Origin of the sequence: Peptostreptococcus sp. (genome assembly GCF_036639115.1) — a bacterium.
GTDB lineage: Bacteria > Bacillota > Clostridia > Peptostreptococcales > Peptostreptococcaceae > Peptostreptococcus.
On sequence record NZ_JAVWJH010000002.1, the window covers coordinates 102846 to 127455 of the forward strand.

Annotated in this window: 17 protein-coding genes and 1 other RNA gene; 17 read left to right on the forward strand and 1 reads right to left on the reverse strand. The window is 30.9% G+C overall.

Annotation, left to right across the window (positions count from 1 at the left end):
• Nucleotides 1-2: 2 nt before the first annotated feature.
• From RR561_RS02775 to RR561_RS02845, 15 genes are all read left to right on the forward strand, one after another.
• A complete protein-coding gene (locus RR561_RS02775) occupies nucleotides 3-881 on the forward strand; it encodes an ABC transporter permease (protein WP_332505906.1) in 879 nt (292 codons plus the stop codon).
• Nucleotides 882-984: 103 nt separating this feature from the next.
• Nucleotides 985-1668, forward strand: coding sequence for an ABC transporter permease (locus RR561_RS02780; RefSeq protein ID WP_334309582.1), 684 nt, complete (start codon nucleotides 985-987; stop codon nucleotides 1666-1668).
• Nucleotides 1669-1685: 17 nt separating this feature from the next.
• The gene (locus RR561_RS02785) at nucleotides 1686-2747 is read left to right on the forward strand and encodes an ABC transporter substrate-binding protein (protein WP_332505908.1); all 1062 of its coding nucleotides are present in this window, start codon (nucleotides 1686-1688) and stop codon (nucleotides 2745-2747) included.
• 250 nt (nucleotides 2748-2997) lie between these two features.
• Nucleotides 2998-3753: a glycoside hydrolase family 73 protein gene (locus RR561_RS02790; RefSeq protein WP_332505909.1), complete on the forward strand. Its 756-nt coding sequence runs from the start codon at nucleotides 2998-3000 to the stop codon at nucleotides 3751-3753.
• A gap of 148 nt (nucleotides 3754-3901) precedes the next feature.
• Nucleotides 3902-4234: RNase P RNA component class A (gene rnpB, locus RR561_RS02795), an RNA gene on the forward strand.
• 170 nt (nucleotides 4235-4404) lie between these two features.
• Nucleotides 4405-7617 carry an SPOR domain-containing protein gene (locus RR561_RS02800; protein ID WP_442952297.1) on the forward strand — a complete coding sequence of 1071 codons (3213 nt, stop codon included), beginning with the start codon at nucleotides 4405-4407 and terminating at the stop codon, nucleotides 7615-7617.
• Nucleotides 7618-7658: 41 nt separating this feature from the next.
• On the forward strand, nucleotides 7659-9644 hold the full coding sequence (locus RR561_RS02805; protein WP_332505911.1) for a hypothetical protein: 1986 nt from the start codon (nucleotides 7659-7661) through the stop codon (nucleotides 9642-9644).
• A 208-nt stretch (nucleotides 9645-9852) separates the two neighbouring features.
• The gene (locus RR561_RS02810) at nucleotides 9853-10011 is read left to right on the forward strand and encodes a hypothetical protein (RefSeq protein WP_332505912.1); all 159 of its coding nucleotides are present in this window, start codon (nucleotides 9853-9855) and stop codon (nucleotides 10009-10011) included.
• Nucleotides 10012-10028: 17 nt separating this feature from the next.
• Nucleotides 10029-11051, forward strand: a complete 1023-nt coding sequence (gene galE, locus RR561_RS02815; RefSeq protein ID WP_332505913.1) for a UDP-glucose 4-epimerase GalE — start codon at nucleotides 10029-10031, stop codon at nucleotides 11049-11051.
• A 36-nt stretch (nucleotides 11052-11087) separates the two neighbouring features.
• A complete protein-coding gene (locus RR561_RS02820) occupies nucleotides 11088-12200 on the forward strand; it encodes a DUF3798 domain-containing protein (RefSeq protein WP_332505914.1) in 1113 nt (370 codons plus the stop codon).
• An 11-nt stretch (nucleotides 12201-12211) separates the two neighbouring features.
• Nucleotides 12212-13399: a DUF3798 domain-containing protein gene (locus RR561_RS02825; protein WP_332505915.1), complete on the forward strand. Its 1188-nt coding sequence runs from the start codon at nucleotides 12212-12214 to the stop codon at nucleotides 13397-13399.
• Nucleotides 13400-13440: 41 nt separating this feature from the next.
• Nucleotides 13441-14445: an aspartate--ammonia ligase gene (asnA, locus tag RR561_RS02830; protein ID WP_332505916.1), complete on the forward strand. Its 1005-nt coding sequence runs from the start codon at nucleotides 13441-13443 to the stop codon at nucleotides 14443-14445.
• A 215-nt stretch (nucleotides 14446-14660) separates the two neighbouring features.
• On the forward strand, nucleotides 14661-15191 hold the full coding sequence (gene hpt / locus RR561_RS02835; RefSeq protein ID WP_106776383.1) for a hypoxanthine phosphoribosyltransferase: 531 nt from the start codon (nucleotides 14661-14663) through the stop codon (nucleotides 15189-15191).
• Nucleotides 15192-15289: 98 nt separating this feature from the next.
• Nucleotides 15290-16075 carry an HAD-IIB family hydrolase gene (locus RR561_RS02840; protein ID WP_332505917.1) on the forward strand — a complete coding sequence of 262 codons (786 nt, stop codon included), beginning with the start codon at nucleotides 15290-15292 and terminating at the stop codon, nucleotides 16073-16075.
• A gap of 173 nt (nucleotides 16076-16248) precedes the next feature.
• Nucleotides 16249-17508, forward strand: a complete 1260-nt coding sequence (locus tag RR561_RS02845; protein ID WP_332505918.1) for an NAD(P)/FAD-dependent oxidoreductase — start codon at nucleotides 16249-16251, stop codon at nucleotides 17506-17508.
• 345 nt (nucleotides 17509-17853) lie between these two features.
• Here the strand turns inward: RR561_RS02845 and RR561_RS02850 are convergent, their stop codons facing one another.
• Complete coding sequence (locus RR561_RS02850; protein WP_332505919.1) at nucleotides 17854-18318, reverse strand: hypothetical protein; 465 nt, start codon at nucleotides 18316-18318, stop codon at nucleotides 17854-17856.
• Nucleotides 18319-18575: 257 nt separating this feature from the next.
• Here RR561_RS02850 and RR561_RS02855 point away from each other — a divergent pair, with 257 nt between their 5' ends.
• Together RR561_RS02855 and nifJ are read left to right on the forward strand one after the other, a co-directional pair.
• On the forward strand, nucleotides 18576-20360 hold the full coding sequence (locus tag RR561_RS02855; protein WP_332505920.1) for a GAF domain-containing SpoIIE family protein phosphatase: 1785 nt from the start codon (nucleotides 18576-18578) through the stop codon (nucleotides 20358-20360).
• Between the two features lie 505 nt (nucleotides 20361-20865).
• Nucleotides 20866-24405, forward strand: a complete 3540-nt coding sequence (nifJ, locus tag RR561_RS02860; RefSeq protein WP_332505921.1) for a pyruvate:ferredoxin (flavodoxin) oxidoreductase — start codon at nucleotides 20866-20868, stop codon at nucleotides 24403-24405.
• The last annotated feature ends 205 nt before the right edge of the window (nucleotides 24406-24610 follow it).

Here is a 24610-nt window from a genome sequence, read left to right on the forward strand (position 1 = left end):
ATATGAGAAGAAAAATAAGAAAAAATACGGAAGCAGATAAGAGAACAAGTAGAATGGCCTACCCTTATGCACTGTGGTCAGTGATTTTTATTCTTGTTCCGCTCGTATTGGTTGTTTTTTATAGTTTTACACAGACATCGGATGCAGGGATCACTTCTTTTACTTTTGACAACTATAAAGAAGTATTTAATCCTTTATTTTATAAGGTATTTTTAAGATCATTTGTATTATCAGGAATAGCTACAATCGCCTGTATATTAATAGGTTATCCAGTTGCATATATAATTTCAAAGATGGATATTAGTAAAGGTTCAACATTGATATTATTATTTATACTTCCTATGTGGATGAACTTTCTTCTTAGGACCTATGCATGGATAGCTATACTTGGCAAAAATGGACTTTTAAATAATTTTTTAGCCTTATTTGGGCTTCATCCGAATTCCATACTTTACACTAGTTCTGCAGTATTATTAGGTATGATATATAATTTTTTACCTTTTATGGTGCTTCCTATCTACACAACTTTGCAAAAGATTGATGGAGATTTGGTCAATGCAGCAAAGGATTTAGGAGCTAACGATATTACGGTATTTAGAAAGGTTATATTTCCGCTTAGTATGCCAGGCGTGATGAGTGGAGTAACAATGGTATTTATGCCTTGTGTTACGACATTTGCAATATCAAGATTGCTTGGTGGAGGAAAGACTATGTTGGTCGGAGATTTAATTGAGCAGCAGTTTACTACAGTTGGTGACTGGAACTTTGGTTCTGCAGTTTCTATTGTTATGATGCTTATTATACTAGTGTTTATGGGGCTAATGAATAAGGTCGATAGAGAAGCTACGGAAGGAGGCGGTCACAGTGTTAGGAAAAAGTAAAAGAAGAAAAATTTTCTCCAATATATACTTAGTATTAGTGTTTATTTTTCTGTATGCGCCAATTGCGGCATTGATTATATTCTCTTTTAACAAATCAAGGTCAATGGGTCATATTACTGGATTTACATTGCAGTGGTACAAGCAACTTTTGCAAAATGAGACCATAATGAGTGCACTCTATTATACATTGACAATTGCCATACTTGCATCGGTTATCTCTACGATATTTGGAACAATAACATCTATAGGAATATTTAAGATGAGAGGTAAGGCTAGGATGACTCTTTTAAATATAAATTATCTTCCAGTGCTTAACACTGAAATAGTAACAGGTATTGCAATAATGAGCTTGTTTGCATTTTTTAAGATGAACTTTGGTTTTAAGACTATGCTTTTATCTCATATAATGTTTTGTACACCTTATGTAATACTTTCGGTTCTTCCAAAGCTAAGGCAGCTTCCTGAGAATGTGGAAGAGGCAGCACTTGACCTTGGAGCAACTCCCTGGTTTGCTATAAGAAAAATTGTAATACCACAGATTAAACCAGGAATTATATCAGGTTTTCTTATGGCATTTACAATGTCAATAGATGATTTCGTAATATCATTTTTTAATACAGGAAATGGAGTAAGTAACCTATCTATAGAAATTTATGGTATGGCTAGAAGAGGTATTAAACCAGAAATTAATGCTTTATCTACTCTTATGTTTACTACTGTGCTGATACTTTTATTCCTTGCAAATAGAAGGGATTCAATTATTAAACAGGCTTCAAATAGAATGTAGATAAAGAGGAGGGTATTATGAAAAAAAATAAAATAATAAAATTATTATTAATGTTGTCAATAATTATATCTGGCTCATTTTTATTTGCAGGATGTAGGGCTGGTGGACAGGATTCTTCTAAGGTATTAAATGTATATAATGTCGGGGATTATATAGATGAAAGCCTTATAAAAGAATTTGAGAAAAAAACTGGTATAAAAGTACAATATTCTACCTACGATACAAATGAGATGATGTATCAAAAAGTAAAAAGTGCTAGTACCAAATATGATTTGATATTTCCATCTGACTACATGGTACAAAAGATGAGCAATGAGGGCTTATTAAGAAAGATAAATTATAATAATATACCAAATTATAAATATATAGATCAAGAGTTTTTACACAATAAATATGATCCAGACAATCTTTATTCTGTACCATATATGTGGGGAACCTTGGGAATTGTATACAACAAAAAACTTGTAAAAGAAAAAGTAGATAGTTGGGATATACTATGGGATCAAAAATATAAGAGAAACATACTGATGTTTGATTCAGTTAGAGATACTATGGGAGTGGCTCTAAAAAAATTAGGCTATAGTGTAAATACGAAAGATCCAAAAGAAATAGAGGCAGCAAAAAATCTTTTAATAAAACAAAAACCATTGGTTTTAGCATATGTTAATGACGATGGTAAAGATAGAATGATAGGTAATGAAGCCTCTATGGGAATATTTTATTCTGGAGATGTTCCTATGATGAAGCAAGAAAATAAGGACTTAGAGTATGCTATACCAAAAGAAGGTAGTAATATCTGGACAGATGCGATATGTATTCCTAAAACTGCAGACAATCAAGACTGGGCAGAGGCTTTTATAAACTTTCTCTGTGACCCAGAAGTTAACGCTAGAAATACAGAATATATAGGATACTCTACTCCTATCTCAGAAGGAAGAAAGAAGCTTCCTAAAGAGATGAGAGAAGACCCTAGTTTATACCCAGATAAAGACATCATAAAAAAATGTGAGGCATATCTAGATCTTGGACCTACAATTAAAATTTATGATAAAGCATGGATACAATTAAAAAGTAACTAATTGATAAATCGGAGTAAAAATAATTACTTCGATTTATTTATTTACTATTCTTTAGAAAAACTTAAGGCTTAATTTGTTGACATATCTAACTTTATTTAAGATAATATCATTATATTTAATAGTAATATTTAAGCTAAAGTATAGACTATTGTATAAAATGAATAAAGGTGTACCGTTTGGTAAGCCTGTTTGTTTTACTAAATATAAAGTTATGATACAAAAGTAAAACAAAGGGCTTAGAGAGGAGATTATGGAGATAGATATAAGCAAAGGAATAGGAAGTTTATATTCTGAAGAAGAAATATTAAATAATATTAATAAAGAAAATAATAAAAATATATCATCTAGATCTAATAAAGTATCTATAAGTACAAATAAAAGTAAAAAAAGGTCAAGAAGAAAGAAAAAAATGAAAAAGTGGCCAATACTATTATTAATATTATTTATGATAGCTGGATATGGAGCAATCACAAGCATTAAAAATTCAAATAATTTAATGATAGATAGAAACAATATCGACAAGGAAGAATTTATTTCAAGAGTAGAAAATGTAGCAATAACTGAATATAAAAAAAGTGGAGTACTACCCTCAATTACCATATCACAGGCAATCTTAGAATCTAGTTGGGGAAACTCTAGTCTGGCAATAGAAGGAAATAACTTATTTGGAATCAAAGCTGATAAGTCCTGGACTGGAGAAAAAATAAACTTCAATACAGAAGAATATAATAAGTCATATGTTAAAGCTGATTTTAGAAAATATAATTCATGGGAAGAAAGTATACAGGATCACAGTCGATTTTTGATGGAGAATAAAAGATATTTAAATAGTGGGCTTTTTAAGAGTAAAAACTATAAAGATCAGGCACAAGCTTTGGAGGATGCAGGATATGCAACCACTATGGATTCTGCAGGAAATAAGATTTATGCCGAAAAGTTAATAAGAGTAATTGAGAGCAATAAGTTATATGATATTGATAACAAAGTAATTAATAAAACAGAATAATGCTAAAAAATATTAAATTAAATATTAAATTAAATATTAAATAAAATGCAGATGAGAAAGTTTTGAGTTCATATTTTAAATATAAATAAATTATGTTTTAATAAAAAGGTTTATTTTTAGTGAAAAGTATGATAAAATAATTAATTGTTGAGTACAGCAGATGATCGCAGGCAGAAATGCGTGAGGAAAGTCGGAGCACCACAGAGCAGGGTGCTAGGTAACGCCTAGTGAGAGCAATCTTAAGGATAGTGCAACAGAGAGATACCGCCGTTTACGGTAAGGGTGGAAAGGCGAGGTAAGAGCTCACCAGCACATAGGTGACTATGTGGCTATGTAAACCCCACCTGGTGCAAGGCCAAGTTAGGAATTAGGAGTGTAGCTCGCACTCCCCAGATGGTAGGCCGCTTGAATTTATTGGTGACAATAGATCTAGAAAGATGATCATCTAATACAGAACTCCGCTTATAGCTGTGCTTAATAAAAATAGCTGCATTGTTTTCAATGCAGCTATTTTTATTAATAAGGAAATAGGTCTAAACAATACATTGCGGAGTGTATCAATACATATTTATATGGATTTATACAGCCATATATTGTATAATAGAAATGTATATTGCAAAACATTTTTTTGCGAAACTTAACTAGTAAGGAGTGAAGGTTTTGGATAACTATGGAAAAGAATTGATCCAATCTGCTGTTAGAGAGGTAGATAGGAAGTTTATAGAAAATAAATATGAATTTAATCGCGAACTGAACAACGCTTTGCGAAACAAATACAATAAAGTAGAAAAAGATGAAGAAAAGTATATTGAGCTTTTAAAGTTTAATGTGATTTACTACAAGGCTATTATAAAAAAGTTAGAGACTATAATAGAAATGTGGATACAAAATGGAGTAATATCAAGTACAGAGTCTGTTGATAAGAGTATAGAAAACATTACTCGATCTTCAAGAAAGTATGTCAATGAAGCCATGAAAGGTGGAACTCAGCATCTAAATGACAAGGACAAAGAGATATTCTTTTCCTATGACAATAGTAGTGGGTTAGAAAGAATTGAAAAGGTGGAAAATGACTACAAAATATTGAATATTTACAAAGATATGTTGGGAATGGTGATAGCTGAAATTTCCAGTAATGTAGATAAATACAAAGTTATTTTAGATATGAATTTGGCTGAAGTGAAAATTGACACAATGGATGAGATATTCAAGATGGTCAATGAAATCCTATTTAGCGAGGATCCTTCTAAAAGTGAATTTGAAGATGAGGCATTGGTAGGGGAAGAGGAAATTACTACCAGAAATGTTGAGGACTCAGATAAATGCACTAGCTTTAAAAAATATGTATCAATGATTAGCACACCAGAAATTTCTGTGAAGATTAACGATATGTTTAGAAGATCAAACGATTTAGAGGGGATTGAAGAAGATGAAGATTCATATCTTTTTTCAGTTGAAATGAAAGATTATGTATCTTGTATGGTTCTTTTGCAGGATTATCTTCCAGAAGATAATAGATCCTTTATAAAAAATATATTTAGGGCATTTGTAATTGGTAAGATAAGTGAAGAACAGTTTAGAGAGCTTTGTGATAAGTTTATAAGAGAACACACATTCCTAGATAAGAGAACATGGTTAGAATGTCAAAAGAATGTAAAGTCAGATTTTAATATGGAAAATAATAATTTCTTCGGCGAGAAAATTCTAGATCATAATGCAGAAGATCTTTCTAATGATGAAATGATGGATTTATTGATTCATCTTGAAGAGGATGTCAGTATAGAAGAAGGCATCGAGTACGCCATAGAAGATTCTTTTGCTAGACAGGATGAAGAGAATATTACGGGATTTGCTCAAAAGCTTAAACAAGGAATTTCTTCTATTTCAGATAAATTAAAGATGAATGAAGATCATGGACATGAAGAGTATGATGAATATGAAGATGACTATGATGAAGAGTTCTACGATGATGAATTTGAAGATGATATAGATGATTACAATGAAGAATATGATGGGAAAGAAAGCTTTACTAGCAAAATAAAAAATCTATTTAGTAAACATAAGTATGAAGATGATGAAGAGTATGAAGATGATTACTATGATGAAGACGAAGATGATTTTGACGATAGTGAAGATTATGATTTGGATCCAGAAATGTTTACAGGAGATGAATCTATTCAGGATGAAGGCGCAATAGAAATATTAAAGATGCGTGAAAAGAGTAAAAGAAGAGATGATGAAAGAGTAAAGAAAGAATTCAATAAATTGCAGAGCGAAAGACAGCTAGCAGAAGAAATAAATAAAAATGGATCTATGTCTTTTGTAGATGATGAAGATATAATATTTGATGAAAATGATTATATCTATAAAAAAAATAAGGAAAGAAAAAAGAATTCACTAGACAAAAGAAATAAAGATTTATTCGATCATACAATAAACGGTGAAATATCAATTGAAGAAGTAAATGATTCACAACAAACTGGCAAAGAAAAGGCAGATTTGGAAGAACCACTGACTCCTGTTGAGATCGAAGAATACAATAAGGAAGAAAAAAATGAGTTTAAACCTATTTTAGGAGAGACTCAAAGACTTCATACTGGAAATATAAGAAGATCAGATGATAAGACTACAGTCATAGAATTGGGAACTTTAGACAGTATAAAAGAAAAAGAAAAAAAACATCCTCACATAAAGGACGAGATACAAAAAATAGATAGAAATAAAAAAGTTTACTCTTATGAAGAATCTTTACCATCTAAGGAAAAGTCGGGAGAAGATGAAGATAATTCGAAAAATAAAGTAGTTAAAAAGAAGGAAACAGATCTTAAAAAAATTGATGATGGACATGTATTTGAAGAACTAGAAGCTATGAAAGCTATGAACTTTAAGGACATCTCAGTAACTCCAACTGATTCAAACAAAGGGGAAAAAGTAGACTTATCTTCTTTTGGAAAAAATAAAAATAAATCGATTAAAAAGACTGCTAATGAAAAAATAGTAAAGAAAAGTGATAAACAAAAAGATCAAGAAGATACAAAAAAAGAAAATAAACAGCCTATAAAGAATAAAGAAAATAACAAAACTAGAGATAATAAATCATCTTTAAAAAATAAGATAGGAAATATTGGCAAAGGGATTGTAGGAGATGACACTAGTGAAACAGTAATGTTTTCTAAGAAAAAAATAGTAAGAGATACTATAATAGTTGTCGCTATAGTAGTGCTAGTATTTTTCTCATATGTATTTATTATTAAGGGATTTAAGGTTCCAACAGTGGAAGAAACAAATAATAATACAAAGATAACACAAAAGGCTAAAAATGAAGAAAATGCAGACTCTAGTAATAAGGATTTAAACAAGGATACTAAGGATATTGCTCAGAAAACTGAAAAAGAAAAAGAAAAAGATGAAATAGAAACTAAGGCAGGAGAGCTAGATAGAGAGGCAGAAAAGTACAAAGGCCAAAAAGGTGTGTACTACACAGTATTTATCGGAGCGACAAAGGATAAAGATGGGGCTGAATCAGTTGCATACAACTTTGCACAAAAGGGAATTGACTCTAAGGTTGTAAGAAATGGTGGATATTATATGCTAAAGGTTGGAGAGTATTTTGATTACAATCAAGCACATTATCAATCACAAAAAATAAGCTCAAAGGGAGTACAAAATTATATTGCTTCTCAGAATAAATATTATGACTTAAAGATTGAAGCATATCAGACCAGAATACCAAACCTGTCCGCAGATCAGCTTAAAACTGACTATGAAGATATCAAAAATCAAATATCTTCAACAGGAAAGAATTCTCAATATGTTACAAATCTAGATGAAATTTATTCAGAAGCTATAAAAGAGAAACAATAGATTTATTGTATTAATATACTGATATTAAGGAGGAACAGGTTTTGTTAAAACTTGGAGAAAAAATAATATTTAGTATAAAATCTGGGTTCAGTCTAAATGGGACATATGATTACAATTTAGATGACAAATGCTTGCAATTAACAAACCTTGGAAACATATATGTTTCCAAGGTTGATTGTTTACCAGAAGAAAGTTCAGATTTTATTATGTATGATTACTCTGAAGAGGGGATTAATCTGTATTCAGAATTAGATGGTGAAAGTATCAATATTATTTCTGAAGAGTTGCCTTTTAAAATTATAGAAGGAAACCATAAAACAGAAGTAAAGTTAAGTCTTATTATGATATTAGATTTTGAAGAATTTGCAAAGATAGATGAAGAAATTAAAAACATGATCTTTGATTTTAGACAAGGTGATATCATTATGACAGCAGATGGCAAATATACATTTGCTGGAGAGTTGGAAAGAGAAGGAGCTAGATTAATATTCAATAGTGGAAGAAATCGATTCGAGCTGAATTTTGAAGATGTTGAAAGTTTTTCTGAATCGTTTAATAGAATCAACCTTAGGGGATATTTTTACATGGATACAAATTCTATAGTAATGAGAAATATTTCTTTTGTGGGAGCTCTTGAGCAGTATATACTTCCTAGAGAGTTTGAAAAAACGGTATCTGAAAACAAAAAAATTGGTCGTTTGCCTAAAGAAGATCCAGTAGTTTTTTGTAAAATAACAGGAAGAATAAAGGATAAAACTTATTTGTCTAAAAATATGTTTCTTATAAATCATGATAATTTATTTGTTTTTTATGAAAAGAGACAGAAAAATGAAGTTATATGCAAAGAAATAGAAAGCTTTACAAAATATGATTTAGGGAATGGTAACTATATAGTTTATAACGGTGACGATGTATACAATATGTACATTAACAAAGATGATGCAGAAATGGTAGGGTTTAATAGCATGGGCGAAATTGATGAGAAATATCTAGGCTATACGGAAGGTATGAGACCTTTCTTCATAGAGATTGATAAAGATTTAATAAAAATATGTAACTCTAAAGAAAACGCGATATTAAACATTAAAAAAGAAGAAATTTCTGAGATAAACATTCATGAAGAAAAAGAAACAATTAGTGAAAATTTGCTTAATGTACAGATAAGATATACAAATAAAAAAGTGAATTTAAACTTAAATAGGAAACTAGTTACAGAATTAATAGATGAAGTATTTTCAGGGTACCAAAAATCACTATTTGATCATATTTCAGTAGAAGAAACATATGATAATTGGGTTAAAACTGTTTCTGATATGGTGATATATAATTTGTTTGGCCAGATATATGGATTAAGTGGTAAGTTATCTATAAATAGGCCTGAAAATTATGATATTTTAGAGTGGGTTGATTTTGTAAATGATTTCTATGAAGAAATTGAATCTCAAAAGAGAAACACTGATGAAATAACAGTTTACCTTACAGATATATTGGAGAAAAATGAATTAAAATACTTCAGAGGCTTAGAAAAAGAGTGTGATATATCCAGTTTAGAAAAATTGAGTTCACTTTTGATAGAGATGAGAAGAGATATAAATTATGATCTAAATGATATTCTTAAAAAATTTGATATGTTAGAATATATTATTTTACCTAAAGAAATGAGAAAATCATCAATTAGACTTCTTAAGGAGAGTCAGATATACCAAATAGAATATTTTGGTGGAATGGCCCTTAAGAAAATCAAACATCTGATATATGGCATGTTGCCATATTACATAGAAAAAACAATAAAGAGTATATTTGAAATATATTATGATATTTATAAGAATTATGAAAAAATCGATGAAAATGAATTAAAGGTTGAATTGATGAATAGAATAAAATCGGCATATATTTTTAAGCAGTTTTCTATCAGTGAAGAATCTTGTGTTTTAAGAAAAGATGCAATAGATGATTTATATTCTTTGGTCAAATTTTCTTCGATGAGAATAGATAGTGAATTTTATTATACAGGTGGATATAGATAAGTAAAGCTGCTTTATAGTTACTAAATAAATAAAAATTTTGTGTTTTATGGAAAGCTGTAGAAAAATGTAGTATTATAAGTAGTATATTCTTTTTGCATATTACTTTGAGAGAAAGACCAATTATGATATAGTTTATTCTTACAATATATAATATCTACATGATTAACTAGAAGGGAATGGTTAAAATACTATGTTGATAGGCGATATAATGAATAAAGAATACAGATTATGTGAATTTGATGAAAGAGAAAAAAGCGTGTTATATCGATTAGTAGATTTAGATGATCTACTTTTGGAAGATGCTAATATTGATGAAGATAATATTTTGGAAATTGTAGATCCAGATATAGCGGGCAAACTTATTTAGAGGAGATGATAAATTTTATGGATACAATATTATTAGCGGGTGGTGCAGGTTATATAGGAAGTCATACTGCTGTGGAACTATTGAATTCTGGTTACAATGTTATAATAGTTGACAACTACTCTAATAGCTATCCAGTTGTAATAGATAGGATTGAAAAAATCACTTCAAAGAGACCTACTGTATATGAAACAGATACTAGAAGTAAAGATTTTGAAAAAGTATTTAAGGAAAATAAAATAGATGCAGTAATAGATTTTGCAGCCTATAAATCCGTTGGAGATTCGGTAAAGGAACCTTTAAAATATTATGATAATAATATTTTATCACTTTTAAATACACTTAACTTGATGAAAAAATATAATGTGAATAACTTTGTTTTTAGCTCATCAGCTACTGTATATGGAAGTGTACCAGAAAAAGATCTTCCAGTTGATGAGGATTACGGAAGAACTACTACCAACCCATATGGAAATACAAAATTAATGGGAGAAGAAATACTTGAAGATTTATCACATTCGGATAAACAATTCAATACCATTATTTTGAGATATTTTAATCCAATTGGTGCACATAAATCGGGACTTATCGGGGAAGAAAGTACAGACGTTCCAGCAAACATAATGCCTTACCTTACAAAGGTCGCTATTGGCGAGCTTCCATATTTAAGAGTATTTGGAAATGATTATGAAACATCTGATGGTACAGGCGTAAGAGATTATATACATGTTGTAGACTTGGCGACAGGCCATGTAAAGGCTCTAGAAAGACTTTTGAACAGTGATACTGGGCTAGAATACTATAACCTGGGAACAGGTAGAGGGTATAGTGTTATGGAGCTTATAAACGCATTCTCAGATGTTTGTGGTAAAGAAATTCCTTACAAAGTTATAGAAAGAAGAGAAGGAGATGCCGCTTCTTCTTATGCAGACTCATCAAGAGCGAAAAAAATGCTAGGATGGGAAGCTATGCATAATTTAAAAGACATGTGTGAAGATTCATGGAGATGGCAAAAAATGAATCCAAAAGGATATATTGAATAACAATTGTAGATCAGAAGATGTACTGAAGGAGGAATTATGTTCAAAAAACTTGTTTCTGTTGTTTTGATTACGATGCTAGTTATTTTTATACCTGGGTGTAGTAATGATAAAAGCGTGAAATCAGACAACAAAGATATCACTAATAAAAAGGCAGAAGTAACAGTATATCTACCTGAAGGACAGGATATAGACAATAAATACAAAGATGATATTAATATAGCAGTCAATTATTTGCCAGATAATGGTAAAGATTTTACTCAAAAAGACGTAAATGCTATTGTAAATAATATAGATAAACATGTAAAAGTGCTAGTTATAAGTACTGAAAAAAGTGGATTAAACGATGTATTTAAAAAAGTAAAAGAAAAATTACCTGGAGTAATAACAGTCGCAGGTGACATGGGAGAGATGCATAATGATAATCTCGGAAAATTATTAAAAAATCCTGACTTAGATGTAGGATTTAGGTTGGAAAAAAATAAAGGTGGTCAAACAGCAGTCGAAATGGCCGAACAGATGAATGCAAAGAAATTTTTATATTTATATGTGGACAATGCTAAAGAAAATCCAGATGTAAATGAAGATATGAATGAAGCCCAGGCCTACTGCAACAAAAATGGGATTGAGTTTTCTAAGCTTGCTGTAAGTAGTGAAGATATAAATTCAGGTCTCGCTGAAAAGATAAAGGCAGCTTCACCAGACAATATAGAAAATTTGGCAGTATACCCTGGAAGTTCCGATTTATCAAAAGAAACATTTAATGGTGCAATTAAATATTTTTATATTATTCCGGACTTAAATAGTGGACAAGATGGTAAATTATTATCTGAAAAGTTGAATTTAAAAAAAGAATATGAAGAGCTAAGTAGAGTTTTATATGATAAAAAAGTTCAGGAAAAGCTAAGTAAAATAAATATGGATGGAAAAATAGCTGGTATATCAGAAGGCGTTGGAGCTGTACCTGCCGAGCTAACAATAGAAATAGCTAAGTATATGTATGAAAGAAATTATATGATCGAAGAGTGCTATACAGATGCGTCTGTAAAGGATAGAGCCAATAGGAATTTAGACTTGTCTGTACTTCCAGAATATATAGGCTCATCTTCAGGGTATATCAAAAATCTAGTGCTTAGTCCAAGAGTTTATTAGTGGAGGAAAAGATGAATAAAAAATTTAAAAAAATTGTTCTTGCATCTGCTTCTATAATTCTATCATCAGTTCTATTGATTGGATGTTCAGGAAAAGAAAGTAAAAATCAAACTGAATTACTAGATAGCAAGAAGGATTTGAATACAAAAGTGGCAATAGTCACTCAGAGTAAAAAGGAAAATGAGAGATCTTTCTCTTCTGCTGAATCAGAAAAATTAAATAGTTTATATAGAATTGAAAGAGACCCTAATAAAAAAAGCAGTGTAGAACATTTTGTATTACCAGATAATTTTGAGAATAACGAAAAAGAAACCCAAAAGGTGTTTGATAAAATAAAAAAAGATAAAAAAATAAATGTTTTGGTTTTATCTTCAAATAAACCAGGAACCTTGGAATATGTTAAGGAGTTAAAAAAGGAAAGAAAAGATATAATGACTATATCAGCTAATTTAAATGAAGATGATAAAAGTCTTATTAATAATTTTGATTTAAATTTTGAGTCTGGTAATATTGACAGAGGTGAAAGAATAGCGGAATTGGCAAAATCACTAGGAGCTGAAAGATTTATTTACTTTACTTCTGATAAAGATTTAAGCATTGATAAAAATAAAAAAATATTGGATGGAATAATATCTAAATCTAAAGAATGTGAGATGCCAATTGAAGAGATAAAAATACCAAGTGAGTTGGATTCTTATCAGAAGAAGGCATTTTTATCAAATCAGATTGATGAGTTAGTAAAAAAATATGGAAAAGATATTAACATATATACCTTTGATAGTGATTTAGATGAAGTATTAGCTAGTAAACTTTTAGACAAAAAGTTTTTTGTTTCAGAGTTTTCTCAACCAAATGTATCTAAATTATTGATGAAAGTATATGGTAAAAAGGGAATTTCTAGAATGCAAGAAAATTATGTATGGATGAACTCTCAGATAGGAACATTTTTGAGAGTTAACTATGATATAGAAAGAAGAGTAGGAGCGAGTGCTGTTGATGCAGATTCTTACATCATCAAATTTGCTTCTGAGCTAGGTTCAAATCTTAAGAGTAAAAGTAAGGGTGCTCAAACAGCATATAACTCATACTTTTTAGAAAAAATATCTAGAGCAAGGGGAAAGACTGAAAGTGGATTTGTAAATAAATATAAGGGTGTGGGCAATTTTAAAATTATTGATCCAGACCAAATAGTGTATTAATATTTATGTCGCAAAAATAAATTATTAGGAGAGATTTAAATATGGTTATGATAATACCAAAAGATTACAAGTGTGAACTTGGAGTATTGGAGACACAAAAGGCTATAAAAAATTTAAAGGACTTTTTTCAAACAGAATTAAGTAAAGAACTAAATTTATTGAGAGTTTCTTCACCTTTATTTGTACTACCTGAGTCAGGTACAAATGATAATTTAAGTGGAGTAGAAACTCCAGTAAGTTTTAGTGTACCTTTTCTAAATAAAAAGGCAGAAATAGTACAATCACTTGCAAAGTGGAAAAGAGTGGCAATTAAAAAGTATGGTATTCCAGTAGAAGAAGGAATATATGCAGATATGAATGCAATAAGAAAAGATGAAGAGCTTGATAATATTCATTCATTTTATGTAGATCAATGGGACTGGGAATATAGAATTAATAGAAGTGATAGAAACTATGAAAAGTTGGTTTGGATAGTAGAAAAAATTTATAAGGTTTTTAAAGAAACAGATGAATATATTTCACAACTATACCCAATGTTTGAACCGATGCTTCCAGATCATATTACTTTTGTATCTTCACAAGAGTTAGAAAATGAATGGCCAAACTTGGAGCCAAAAGAAAGAGAAAGAAGGATTGTAAAAAGACATAAGGCAGTCTTTTTAACTGAAATAGGAAAAACTCTAGAATCAGGTGAAAAACACGATGGAAGATCACCAGATTATGATGACTGGGAATTAAATGGAGATTTTTTATTCTATAATCCTACACTAGATGATGTTATAGAACTATCATCTATGGGTATAAGAGTAGATGAAGACTCTTTAGAAAAGCAGTTGGAAATAGCTGGGGCTGAAGAAAGAAAAAATCTTGAGTACCATAGACTTTTATTAAACAGTGAACTACCTTATACAATAGGTGGAGGAATAGGGCAATCAAGAATATGTATGTTCTTCCTTAGAAAAGCACATATAGGTGAAGTTCAAGTTGGTATATGGCCAAAGGGAATGATTAAGGATTGTGCAATAGCAGGGATTGACTTATTATAATAGCTATATAGCGAATATTAGTAAATTTTTTGATTAGTTATTACAATATCACTTATACTTATATCTAGACTATAGATTTGGTGTGATATGTAATAACTAAAATATTTTGGTAGTAAAGTTGAGCTGATGCCGATAAGTGCTATAAGATTAAGCTATGAGTCATTACTCAACCATTATACAAATTTAATATTATATATTAAAAATTTGGAGGGAATATGTATAAATTAACAGGTGTATTACTAAGTGAGGAAGAAATAAAGGCAAAGGTAAAGGAACTTGCTTCAATAATCGAGAAAGATTATGAAGGACAGTCAGTGTTATTAGTAGGTATATTGAAGGGTGCAAGTGTATTTGTTGCCGATTTAATGAGAGAAATTGACTTAAATGTAAATATAGACTTTATGAGTGTATCTAGCTATGGAAGTGGAACAGAATCTTCAGGTACTGTAAAAATTCTAAAGGATTTGGATGTAGACATAGAAGGAAAGAATGTATTGATAGTTGAAGATATAATTGACTCAGGAGCAACGCTTAGAAATCTTTATGATACTTTAATGACTAGAAATCCTAAGAGTTTAAAGCTTTGCACTCTTTTGGACAAGCCACATAGAAGAAAAGTAAAGATAAATGTTGATTATGTTGGATTTGAAATTCAAGACAGATTTATAGTTGGATATGGAATAGATTATGATGAAAGATATAGAAATCTTCCATATATTGCGATAGTAGAAGATGTTCAAGAATAATTAATAGATTTTGAGAAAAAACATGGCATGATTTTGTATTTATTTACAGATTTTACCATGTTTTTTCTCAAATTAAATGTATTTTGATGAGGTGTAAAATGAAGACTAAAAAATATTTTTTCTTTGATATAGATGGAACAATAGCTGTTGGGATGCCTAGATATGTACCGGAATCTACAGAGAGAGCACTCAATAAGCTAAAGGAAAATGGACATTTTATAAGTATTGCTACAGGAAGAATGCATGTAATGACAACTGAGTTTTGCGAAAAATTTGATATTAAAAACATGGTAACAGATGGTGGAAATGGGATAGTTTTAGATGGTAAGAAAAAAATTGAACCACTAAACAAAAAAATGGTAGAAACTGCTATAAAAGCTTTTGAAGATAACAACATTCCTTGGAGTATTTGTATAAGAGATGAAAGAGTTTGGCATACAAAAGATGAAAGATTTCCAGAAGCGATAAAAAATGTAATAAAAATACCGAATTACATGCAGACAAATATTGATCCTGACTTAAATATTAAAAATATTGATACTGTATACAAAGGTTTTGCATATCTCAATAAAAAGCAAGAAGATAGTATTAAAGAACTGAAAGATGTTACTTATACTAGATACAGTGATGAATATATAATAATTGAAGCAGATGATAAGTCAAAAGGAATAAAAGAAATCATGAAAATAATGGATATTAAAGATCAAGATGTTGTTGTCTTTGGAGATAATACTAATGATATTAAAATGTTTAGACCTGAATGGACTTCAATTGCAATGGGAAATGCTGTAGATAGCTTGAAAGAAATTGCTGATTTTGTAACTACAGACGCAGATAAAGATGGTATAGAAGTTGCATGCAAACATTTTGGTTGGATAGACTAATAAGAAATTATAATAACTGCAAGAGTAACATTTTTGAGTTATAGACAACTTTTTCAATTATTATAATGGATTGTTTTTAAGCATATAAACAATTGATCATAATTTGTGAAAGTATATTATACTATAAAAATTTACTTGGATGATTTCTATAATATACTTTTATCTCAGTATGATTGATTAGTATTAAAGGAGTACATATGAAAAAAGTGTTAGTAATAGGTGCTGGAGCTGCTGGAACAATGGCTGCATATTTTGCAGCTAACTCAGGAGCAAGAGTGACTATTTTAGAAAAAAATAAAATGATAGGTAAAAAATTAAGAATAACAGGCAAGGGAAGATGCAATATTACTAATGCATCAGATGTTGAAGAAATAATAAAAAATATATATAGAAATGGGAATTTCATGTATAGTTCACTTTATTCTTTTAGTAATGACGACTTGATGAATCTATTTGAAAGTTATGGATTGAAGTTAAAGGTTGAAAGAGGTAATAGAGTATTTCCAGAAAGTGACAAGGCAATAGATGTAGTAAGAACAATAGAAAAAATGATGGATGATAAAAAAATAAAGATAGAATATAAGAATAATGTAGAATCAATACTTGTAAAAAATGGTAAAGTCGAGGGAGTAAGGCTAGATTCTGGAAGGGAGGTCTTATCTGACTCTGTAATTATAGCTACAGGTGGGGTCAGTTATCCTATAACAGGATCGAATGGGGATGGATATAGAATTGCTAAGCAGTGTGGTCATAGTATTACAAGACTTAAGCCAGCGCTTGTAGGCATAGAGATAAAACCATTACCTAAAAGAGAAATGATTGGTTTAAATTTAAGAAATATAAGCATTAGTCTTAAGAAGAATAATAAAAAAATATATGAAGATTTTGGAGAACTAGAATTTAGAGATTATGGAATAGACGGACCTGTAATTAAATCAGCTAGTTGCTATGTTGAAAATTTAGAAAAATATAATTATCAAATAGAGTTGGATTTAAAACCAGCTTTATCTTTTGAAAAACTAGATAATAGGATACAAAGGGATTTTAAGAAGTATATGAATAAGAAGTTTGAAGATTCATTGATTGAACTACTACCAAAGACTATGATTGATTTTGTTATAGATAGTAGTGAAATAGAGAGAGATAAAGCAGTTCATCAAATAACGAAGGAAGAAAGATACAAGCTTATTCATAGTATTAAAAATATAAATTTTGATGTTAAAAAGTTAAGGCCGATAGAAGAAGCAATAGTAACTTCAGGTGGCATAGAAATAAAGGAAATAAATCCAAGCACAATGGAATCTAAAAAGGTTAAGGGGCTATACTTTGCAGGAGAAATTGTAGATATTGACGCATATACTGGTGGATATAATCTACAGTCAGCATTTTCAATGGGATATCTTGCAGGAATATCTTCAGTAAATGAAGAATAAAAGCATTTAGATTGCGTGGGCATTTAGTATAAGACTAGACATCAAAGATCTTTTGATGAAGGGTATTTATGAATTATTTAATTCTTATAATTTTATAAGTATATTTTATATTTTATGTCATACTTTTAAAAATGTTTATATGAATGTATTAATTGTGATAATTTAATATTCAAATAAGTAAAGGCTGAAGTTATGTTGAAGTATTATAACAACTATAACTCAGCCTCTCTTAAACCTATTAACTATAAATGCTCAAATTTTTAAAATGATCTCCGTAGAATTCAGCAAAAATATAACCCTAATATAAAAACATATAGGGTGACTTTGCTGGCAAGTAAAAACTATTTAAACAGTTTTTACAACATAATTGAATATTTTTTCGTTTCCTAAATCGATGTTTCCTGTCTTTACGAATTTCTCAATACAATCTATGTCGCACTGCGTCAAATACTGAGCAGGTATAGACAAGTCATATCCACTATCTACCAGAACTTCATTTAATTTGAATATACTAGAAAAAGATGCTCTCTGTGAATAATATCTGGATTGTTCCTTTTGTTTAGCCAAACTCTTATTCTGTATTTCAATTAATGTGTCCACATACTCCTTGTAAGTGTCTCTAAATTCAGGTATAGATACATTTATGCCTTTCAAAATATCCGTCATATCTTGATCAGCTAACATATTGTCTACAAATTGCTCAGATGTAAGCTTGCCAGAAATTATTCCCTTTTGATACTTACGCAATACTTTTTTTGTTTGAGCATAGATTCTATAACGTGCATCTAAATTCAGTTGTAAGAATTTCATCCGAATCACCTCTAATATAATTATACTATAAAGAATTCTTAAAATCCATAGCTTTTAAGAAAAAACAATAAATTTACAGAAAATTTCTAAAATTTATTTTTATTTATTATTTTATAAATATAAATAATAAAATATAAAAAAAGCGTATAAATAACAATAAAAAAATAAGTGAAATATAATATCTTTGAAATTAGTATAAAAAAGAGAGAGACTATAGTATAATAAGGGGTAACGTAATAATATTTGGAGGATTGATTATGAGCGATGTAAAAAGAATGAAAAATCTAGTAGAAATATCTAAAATAGTAACTAGTTCAGATAACTTTTTTGAGATAAAAGATCTAATAATCAACAAAATGCTCAATGTTGTTCACCCTACCAAGGCTTGTGTTAACCTTTTTTATGACAAAGATTATAGCTATTCTCACTTGGTATGTTCTGCGACATTGGATTATATACCTAAATTATTTCCGAAAAATGAAGAATATGGAGCTAAGATTGACTTTAATCTTTATCCAGAATATATTCATGAGGCGGTATTTCAGCAGAAAGTTGTAGTAATTCCAGATGTTTTAAATGATAAAAGAGCTGATGGAGAGCAACAAATGGCAATACAAGAAAATTATACTGGGCGAGCAGTTTTTCCATTTGTAATAAACAAAGAAACAGTAGGCTTTATGACTTGTTATTTGCAAAAAGATGAAGAAATAACACAAAGAGATATAGATTTTATTACTCAGGTCGCCTCTTTGATGTCTCTGTCTATATCAACAACCAATAAAAATAGAGATATCCAAGGCTTAATCAATAAGCTAAGGACATCTATTTCAAATATAAATAAAGCAGCTAGAAAGTTATATTCATCTAAGGATATATTCTATTATCTAAATAAGATGGCTTCTGTAATTGCCGACACAACTAATAGTAAATACGCAGTCATTAATGTATATAATACGGGCGATAAGGGAGAGATTCTGGGGCAAAAAATCAGTACGGCTTTTCCTCAAGATAAAATGAACCAACTAAATTCGATAATGCCACAAATCATAAAATCAAATAAGTTTTCAGGTTTAAATAACTCTATAAAAATGAAATTACCAGATGGAACCATTGTAGAAAACTATTTGTTTTATAAATTTGTTATAGATTCAAATTCCGAACTAGTAGTGGTATGTGCAGGAAGTGATAACTATAGTGCAGATGATGAAAACACTATATCTATTTTATCAAAACAAGTAAGAAGTAGTATTCAAGTATATGAATACTATCAAAATGAGGAAAAACATAAGGATATAGAAAATGATCTGTCAATATTAAAAAGACAACAAGGTCTAATAATGAATAGCAATAGTGATCTAGAGGTATTTTCAGATAATCAAATGTATTTTTACCATGAAACGGCTAAATTGGTAGGAGGAGATTTCTATAACGCTATTGATTTGGGAGATAAAATAATTTTTATCGTGGCAGATGTAATGGGACATGGAGTAGTATCAAATTATATTGTAGCTATTATAAAAGGTGCTTTCGATATATTGGCGAGATATACTACATCACCAAAAGAAATTCTTAGACAAATGAATGACTATTTATATAATGAGTTTGACAAAATGGGAATATACTCTACGGCAATAGTGGGAGTATTTGATAAAAAGAGACTGAAGTTGACTCTAGCAAACGCTGGTCACTATTTTCCAACTATTGTGTATAATGATTACACAATAGTAAGTGAACAAGAGGGAGAAAGAGGAATACCAATAGGAATAATGCAAGGTTCACCATATACAGATGTTAGTTATGATCTATCAAATGTTAGAGAGTTGTGCTTCTTTACAGATGGCATCTTGGAAATGAAAAATGAAGAGGGTGTTGAGTTTGGTTTGGAAGGTCTAAATCAATTTTTGATTGAAAATATTGATAGCGACAAAAAGACAACTTTAGAGAACATGAAAAGTTGCATAGATAACTTTGTATACAATCAAGAAAAGTTAGATGATATATTGGTTGTATTTATAAAAGATAAAGAACTAAAAGATAAATAGAGAAAGTAAAATAATTTGATAAAATTTGCATTAATTTATAAAAAACGTGAACAGATTAACGATAAACATATTTTTTGTTGTAAAAATCATTTTAATAAACTTTTTTGACAGGGAATAAATTAGCTTTAAAAGATCAAAATTAATTTTAAATGTTTAAAAGTCAATATGTTTATAAAAATAAACGGGAGAGCGTAATCATGGATTAAATATGAAATTAGTATGATTATAAATAGACAAAATAAATTTGTTTATCAAGTTGATTTTTTTTATCTTTTTTAGTATAATTAAGTCTGTAGTTGAAAGGTAAGTAAAAATTACAAGTTATTTATATGTGATTTTTCAACTATTACTGTTATTAGATTAAATATGGAATAAATTGCTAAATCAATCTGTAGTCGTTTTTTTTTGAAAAAACGTTATCCAGATTATCGGCTAGCAATTTATTTTATATTGTATACAAGAAACATTATATTAATAATTGAAATTCTTAAGGAGGAATTAAATCATGGCTAAATTTATGAAAACAGTTGATGGTAATACAGCTGCTGCTCATGTATCGTATGCATTTACAGATGTAGCTGCTATTTACCCAATCACTCCTTCTTCAACAATGGCAGAAGTTGTTGACGAATGGGCATCTCAGGGAAGAAAGAATATATTTGGACAGGTAGTAAAGGTTGTAGAAATGCAGTCTGAAGGTGGAGCAGCAGGTGCATTCCACGGATCTTTATCAGCAGGTGCATTAACATCTACTTATACAGCATCTCAGGGTATGTTATTGATGCTTCCAAACATGTACAAGTGCGCTGGTGAATTATTACCAGGTGTATTCCATGTTACAGCACGTGCTCTAGCTTCACAGGCACTATCAATATTCGGAGACCATCAGGACGTTATGGCAGCTAGAATGACTGGATGTTGTTTATTAGCATCTGGATCAGTTCAGGAAGTTGCTGATATAGCTCCAGTAGCTCACTACGCTTCTATAGAAGGTAAACTACCATTTATACATTTCTTTGATGGATTCAGAACTTCTCATGAAATTCAGAAGGTTGAACTATTTGAAAACGATGATTACGCTAAGTTATTAAACTTCGACGCAGTTAAGGAATTCAGAGATAGCGCACTTTCTCCAAATAAGCCAATAACTAAGGGTACTGCACAGAACCCTGATATATACTTCCAGACAAGAGAAGCATCTAACAAGTACTATGACAACATCGTAGGAATAGTTGAAAAGTACATGAATAGAATGTCTGAAATGACTGGTAGAAAGCACGGATTATTCGATTACTACGGAGCAGAAGATGCTAAGTATGTAATGGTAGCTATGGGATCAGTTACAGAAGCTGCTGAAGAATTAATAGATGTACTAAACGCTAGAGGTGGAAAGTACGGTATAGTTAAGGTTCATTTATATAGACCTTTCTCTAAGAAGCATTTCTTAGATGCTATGCCAAACACTGTTGAAAGAATAGTTGTATTAGACAGAACTAAGGAACCAGGTGCTAACGGCGAACCTCTATACTTAGACGTAAGAGATATCTTCTACGGTGAAGAAAATGCTCCTATGATTATAGGTGGTAGATACGGACTAGGATCTAAGGATACTATACCTACAGATCTAAACGCTGCATTTGAAAACTTAACTGCTGATGCTCCAAAGGATAGATTCACTCTAAGCATAACTGATGATGTTACAGATCATTCAATTGCTGCTAAGGAAGAAATCAAGATAGCTCATCCAGGAACAGTAAGATGTAAGTTCTGGGGTCTTGGTTCAGATGGTACTGTTGGTGCAAACAAGCAGGCTATAAAGATAATAGGTGACAACACTGATAAGTATGTTCAGGCTTACTTTGACTATGACTCTAAGAAGTCAGGTGGAGTTACAATGTCACATTTAAGATTTGGTGACGAACCAATCAAATCTACATATCTATTAGATGAAGCTGACTATATAGCATGTCATAAGCAGAGCTATGTACATCAGTATGATGCAATAAAGGGATTAAGAAAGGGCGGAATATTCGTTCTTAACACTATCTGGACTCCAGAAGAACTTGATACTCACCTACCAGCTCATTTAAAGAGATACATTGCTGAAAATGATATACAGTTCTATACACTAGATGCTGTTCATATAGGTAAGGAAATTGGATTAGGAAATAGAATAAACATGATTTGTCAGGCTGCATTCTTCAAGCTAGCTAACATAATACCTGAAGAAGACGCTGTTAAGTACCTAAAGGATTCTATAAAGAAGACTTACGGTAAGAAGGGTGACAAGATTGTTAACATGAACTACGAAGCTGTTGATCAGGGTATGGGAGCTCTAGTTAAGATAGATGTTCCTGCTTCTTGGGCAAGCGCAGTAGATGAAGAAACAAAGGTTGAAGCTGATGAACCAGCATTCATAAAGAATATATTAAGACCAATGACTGCAGTAGAAGGTAATAGTCTGCCAGTATCTGCATTCAATGATAGAGAAGACGGTCGTTTCCCAGCTGGTACAGCTGCATACGAAAAGAGATGTATAGCAGTAGACGTTCCAGAATGGCAGGTAGACAACTGTATCCAGTGTAACCAGTGTTCACTAGTATGTCCTCATGCTGCAATAAGACCATTCTTATTAACTGAAGAAGAAGCAGCTAATGCTCCTGAAAGCTTCGTAACTAAGAAGGCAGTAGGTAAGGGATTAGAAGGATTACAGTATAGAATACAAGTTTCAGCTATGGACTGTACAGGATGCGGAAACTGTGCTGACATATGTCCAGCTAAGACTAAGGCATTAGTAATGAAGCCAATGGAAGAACAGATGGAAGTTCAGGAAGATAACTGGTACTTCGCAACTGATTTCTCTAAGGTATCTGCTAAGCCAGAAGTTATGTCTAACACAACTGTAAAGGGATCACAGTTCAGACAGCCACTTCTTGAGTTCTCAGGAGCTTGTGCTGGTTGTGGAGAAACTGCTTACATGAAGTTAGCTACTCAGTTATTTGGACCAAGAATGATGGTTGCAAATGCTACAGGATGTTCTTCAATCTGGGGTGCTTCAGCACCATCAACTCCTTACACTATTAACCATGAAGGTAAGGGACCAGCTTGGGCAAACTCATTATTTGAAGACAATGCTGAATACGGATATGGTATGTACTTAGCTGTTAGCCAGTTAAGAGACAAGGTTAAGAATTTAGCTGAAGAGTTAGTTGGATTAGTTTCTGATGACGCTGAAAAGGCAGTTATAAACGAATTCTTAGCAAACATGTTCAATGGTGACACTACTATCGCTACAAGTGAATCATTCACTTCATTAGTTGATAAGTATGCTGCTGAAGGTAAGTACTCAGATGTAGTTGCTGAATTAGTAGAATTAAAGGACTACTTCGTTAAGAGATCTCAGTGGATCCTTGGTGGAGACGGTTGGTCATACGATATCGGTTACGGTGGATTAGATCACGTTCTTGCTTCAGGAGAAGATGTAAACGTACTAGTATTTGATACAGAAGTTTACTCTAACACTGGTGGACAGTCTTCAAAGGCTACTCCAGCTGCTGCAATGGCTAAGTTTGCTGCTGCAGGTAAGAGATCTAAGAAGAAGGATCTTGGTATGATGGCTGCTACTTACGGTAACGTATACGTTGCTCAGGTATCTATCGGTGCTGATAAGAACCACTTCTTAAAGGTATTACTAGAAGCTGAAAGATATGATGGACCATCTCTAATAATAGCTTATGCTCCATGTATCAACCACGGAATTAAAAAGGGTATGGGTAAATCAGTAGAAAACGAAGCTGATGCAGTTAAGGCTGGATACTGGCACCTATACAGATTCAACCCACAGCTTAAGGCTGAAGGTAAGAATCCATTCTCATTAGATTCTAAGGAACCAACAGAATCATTCAGAGAATTCATCTTAGGACAGAATAGATATTCTTCAATAGCTAAGATGTTCCCAGAACAGAGTGAAGAATTATTCACTATGGCTGAAGAGAATGCTAAGGAAAGATATGAAGGCTATAAGAAAATGGCTGAAAGCAAGTAATTAGTTACTGTTTTCATAAACTAGAAATAGTACATGATTTGATAGTTATGATTTGATATATGATGCCCTGAGTGTTTGAAATATAACACTCAGGGCATCTTTTTATTAAAAATAAAATTAGTTGAAATTCTGAAATATTTAAAAGTAAAAAAATAATTAATATAAGTTAAAGATATAAAACCCTATATTATAATAAGGGAAGCAA

Bases quoted from the DNA above. Each gene is read 5' to 3' on its own strand.
- hpt (WP_106776383.1), top strand. From the start codon at position 14,661: ATGTATAAATTAACAGGTGTATTACTAAGTGAGGAAGAAATAAAGGCA.
- asnA (WP_332505916.1), top strand. From the start codon at position 13,441: ATGGTTATGATAATACCAAAAGATTACAAGTGTGAACTTGGAGTATTG.
- RR561_RS02825 (WP_332505915.1), top strand. From the start codon at position 12,212: ATGAATAAAAAATTTAAAAAAATTGTTCTTGCATCTGCTTCTATAATT.
- galE (WP_332505913.1), top strand. From the start codon at position 10,029: ATGGATACAATATTATTAGCGGGTGGTGCAGGTTATATAGGAAGTCAT.
- RR561_RS02850 (WP_332505919.1), bottom strand. From the start codon at position 18,318: ATGAAATTCTTACAACTGAATTTAGATGCACGTTATAGAATCTATGCT.
- nifJ (WP_332505921.1), top strand. From the start codon at position 20,866: ATGGCTAAATTTATGAAAACAGTTGATGGTAATACAGCTGCTGCTCAT.
- RR561_RS02785 (WP_332505908.1), top strand. From the start codon at position 1,686: ATGAAAAAAAATAAAATAATAAAATTATTATTAATGTTGTCAATAATT.
- RR561_RS02790 (WP_332505909.1), top strand. From the start codon at position 2,998: ATGGAGATAGATATAAGCAAAGGAATAGGAAGTTTATATTCTGAAGAA.
- RR561_RS02855 (WP_332505920.1), top strand. From the start codon at position 18,576: ATGAGCGATGTAAAAAGAATGAAAAATCTAGTAGAAATATCTAAAATA.
- RR561_RS02775 (WP_332505906.1), top strand. From the start codon at position 3: ATGAGAAGAAAAATAAGAAAAAATACGGAAGCAGATAAGAGAACAAGT.
- RR561_RS02820 (WP_332505914.1), top strand. From the start codon at position 11,088: ATGTTCAAAAAACTTGTTTCTGTTGTTTTGATTACGATGCTAGTTATT.
- RR561_RS02840 (WP_332505917.1), top strand. From the start codon at position 15,290: ATGAAGACTAAAAAATATTTTTTCTTTGATATAGATGGAACAATAGCT.
- RR561_RS02810 (WP_332505912.1), top strand. From the start codon at position 9,853: ATGAATAAAGAATACAGATTATGTGAATTTGATGAAAGAGAAAAAAGC.
- RR561_RS02780 (WP_334309582.1), top strand. From the start codon at position 985: ATGGGTCATATTACTGGATTTACATTGCAGTGGTACAAGCAACTTTTG.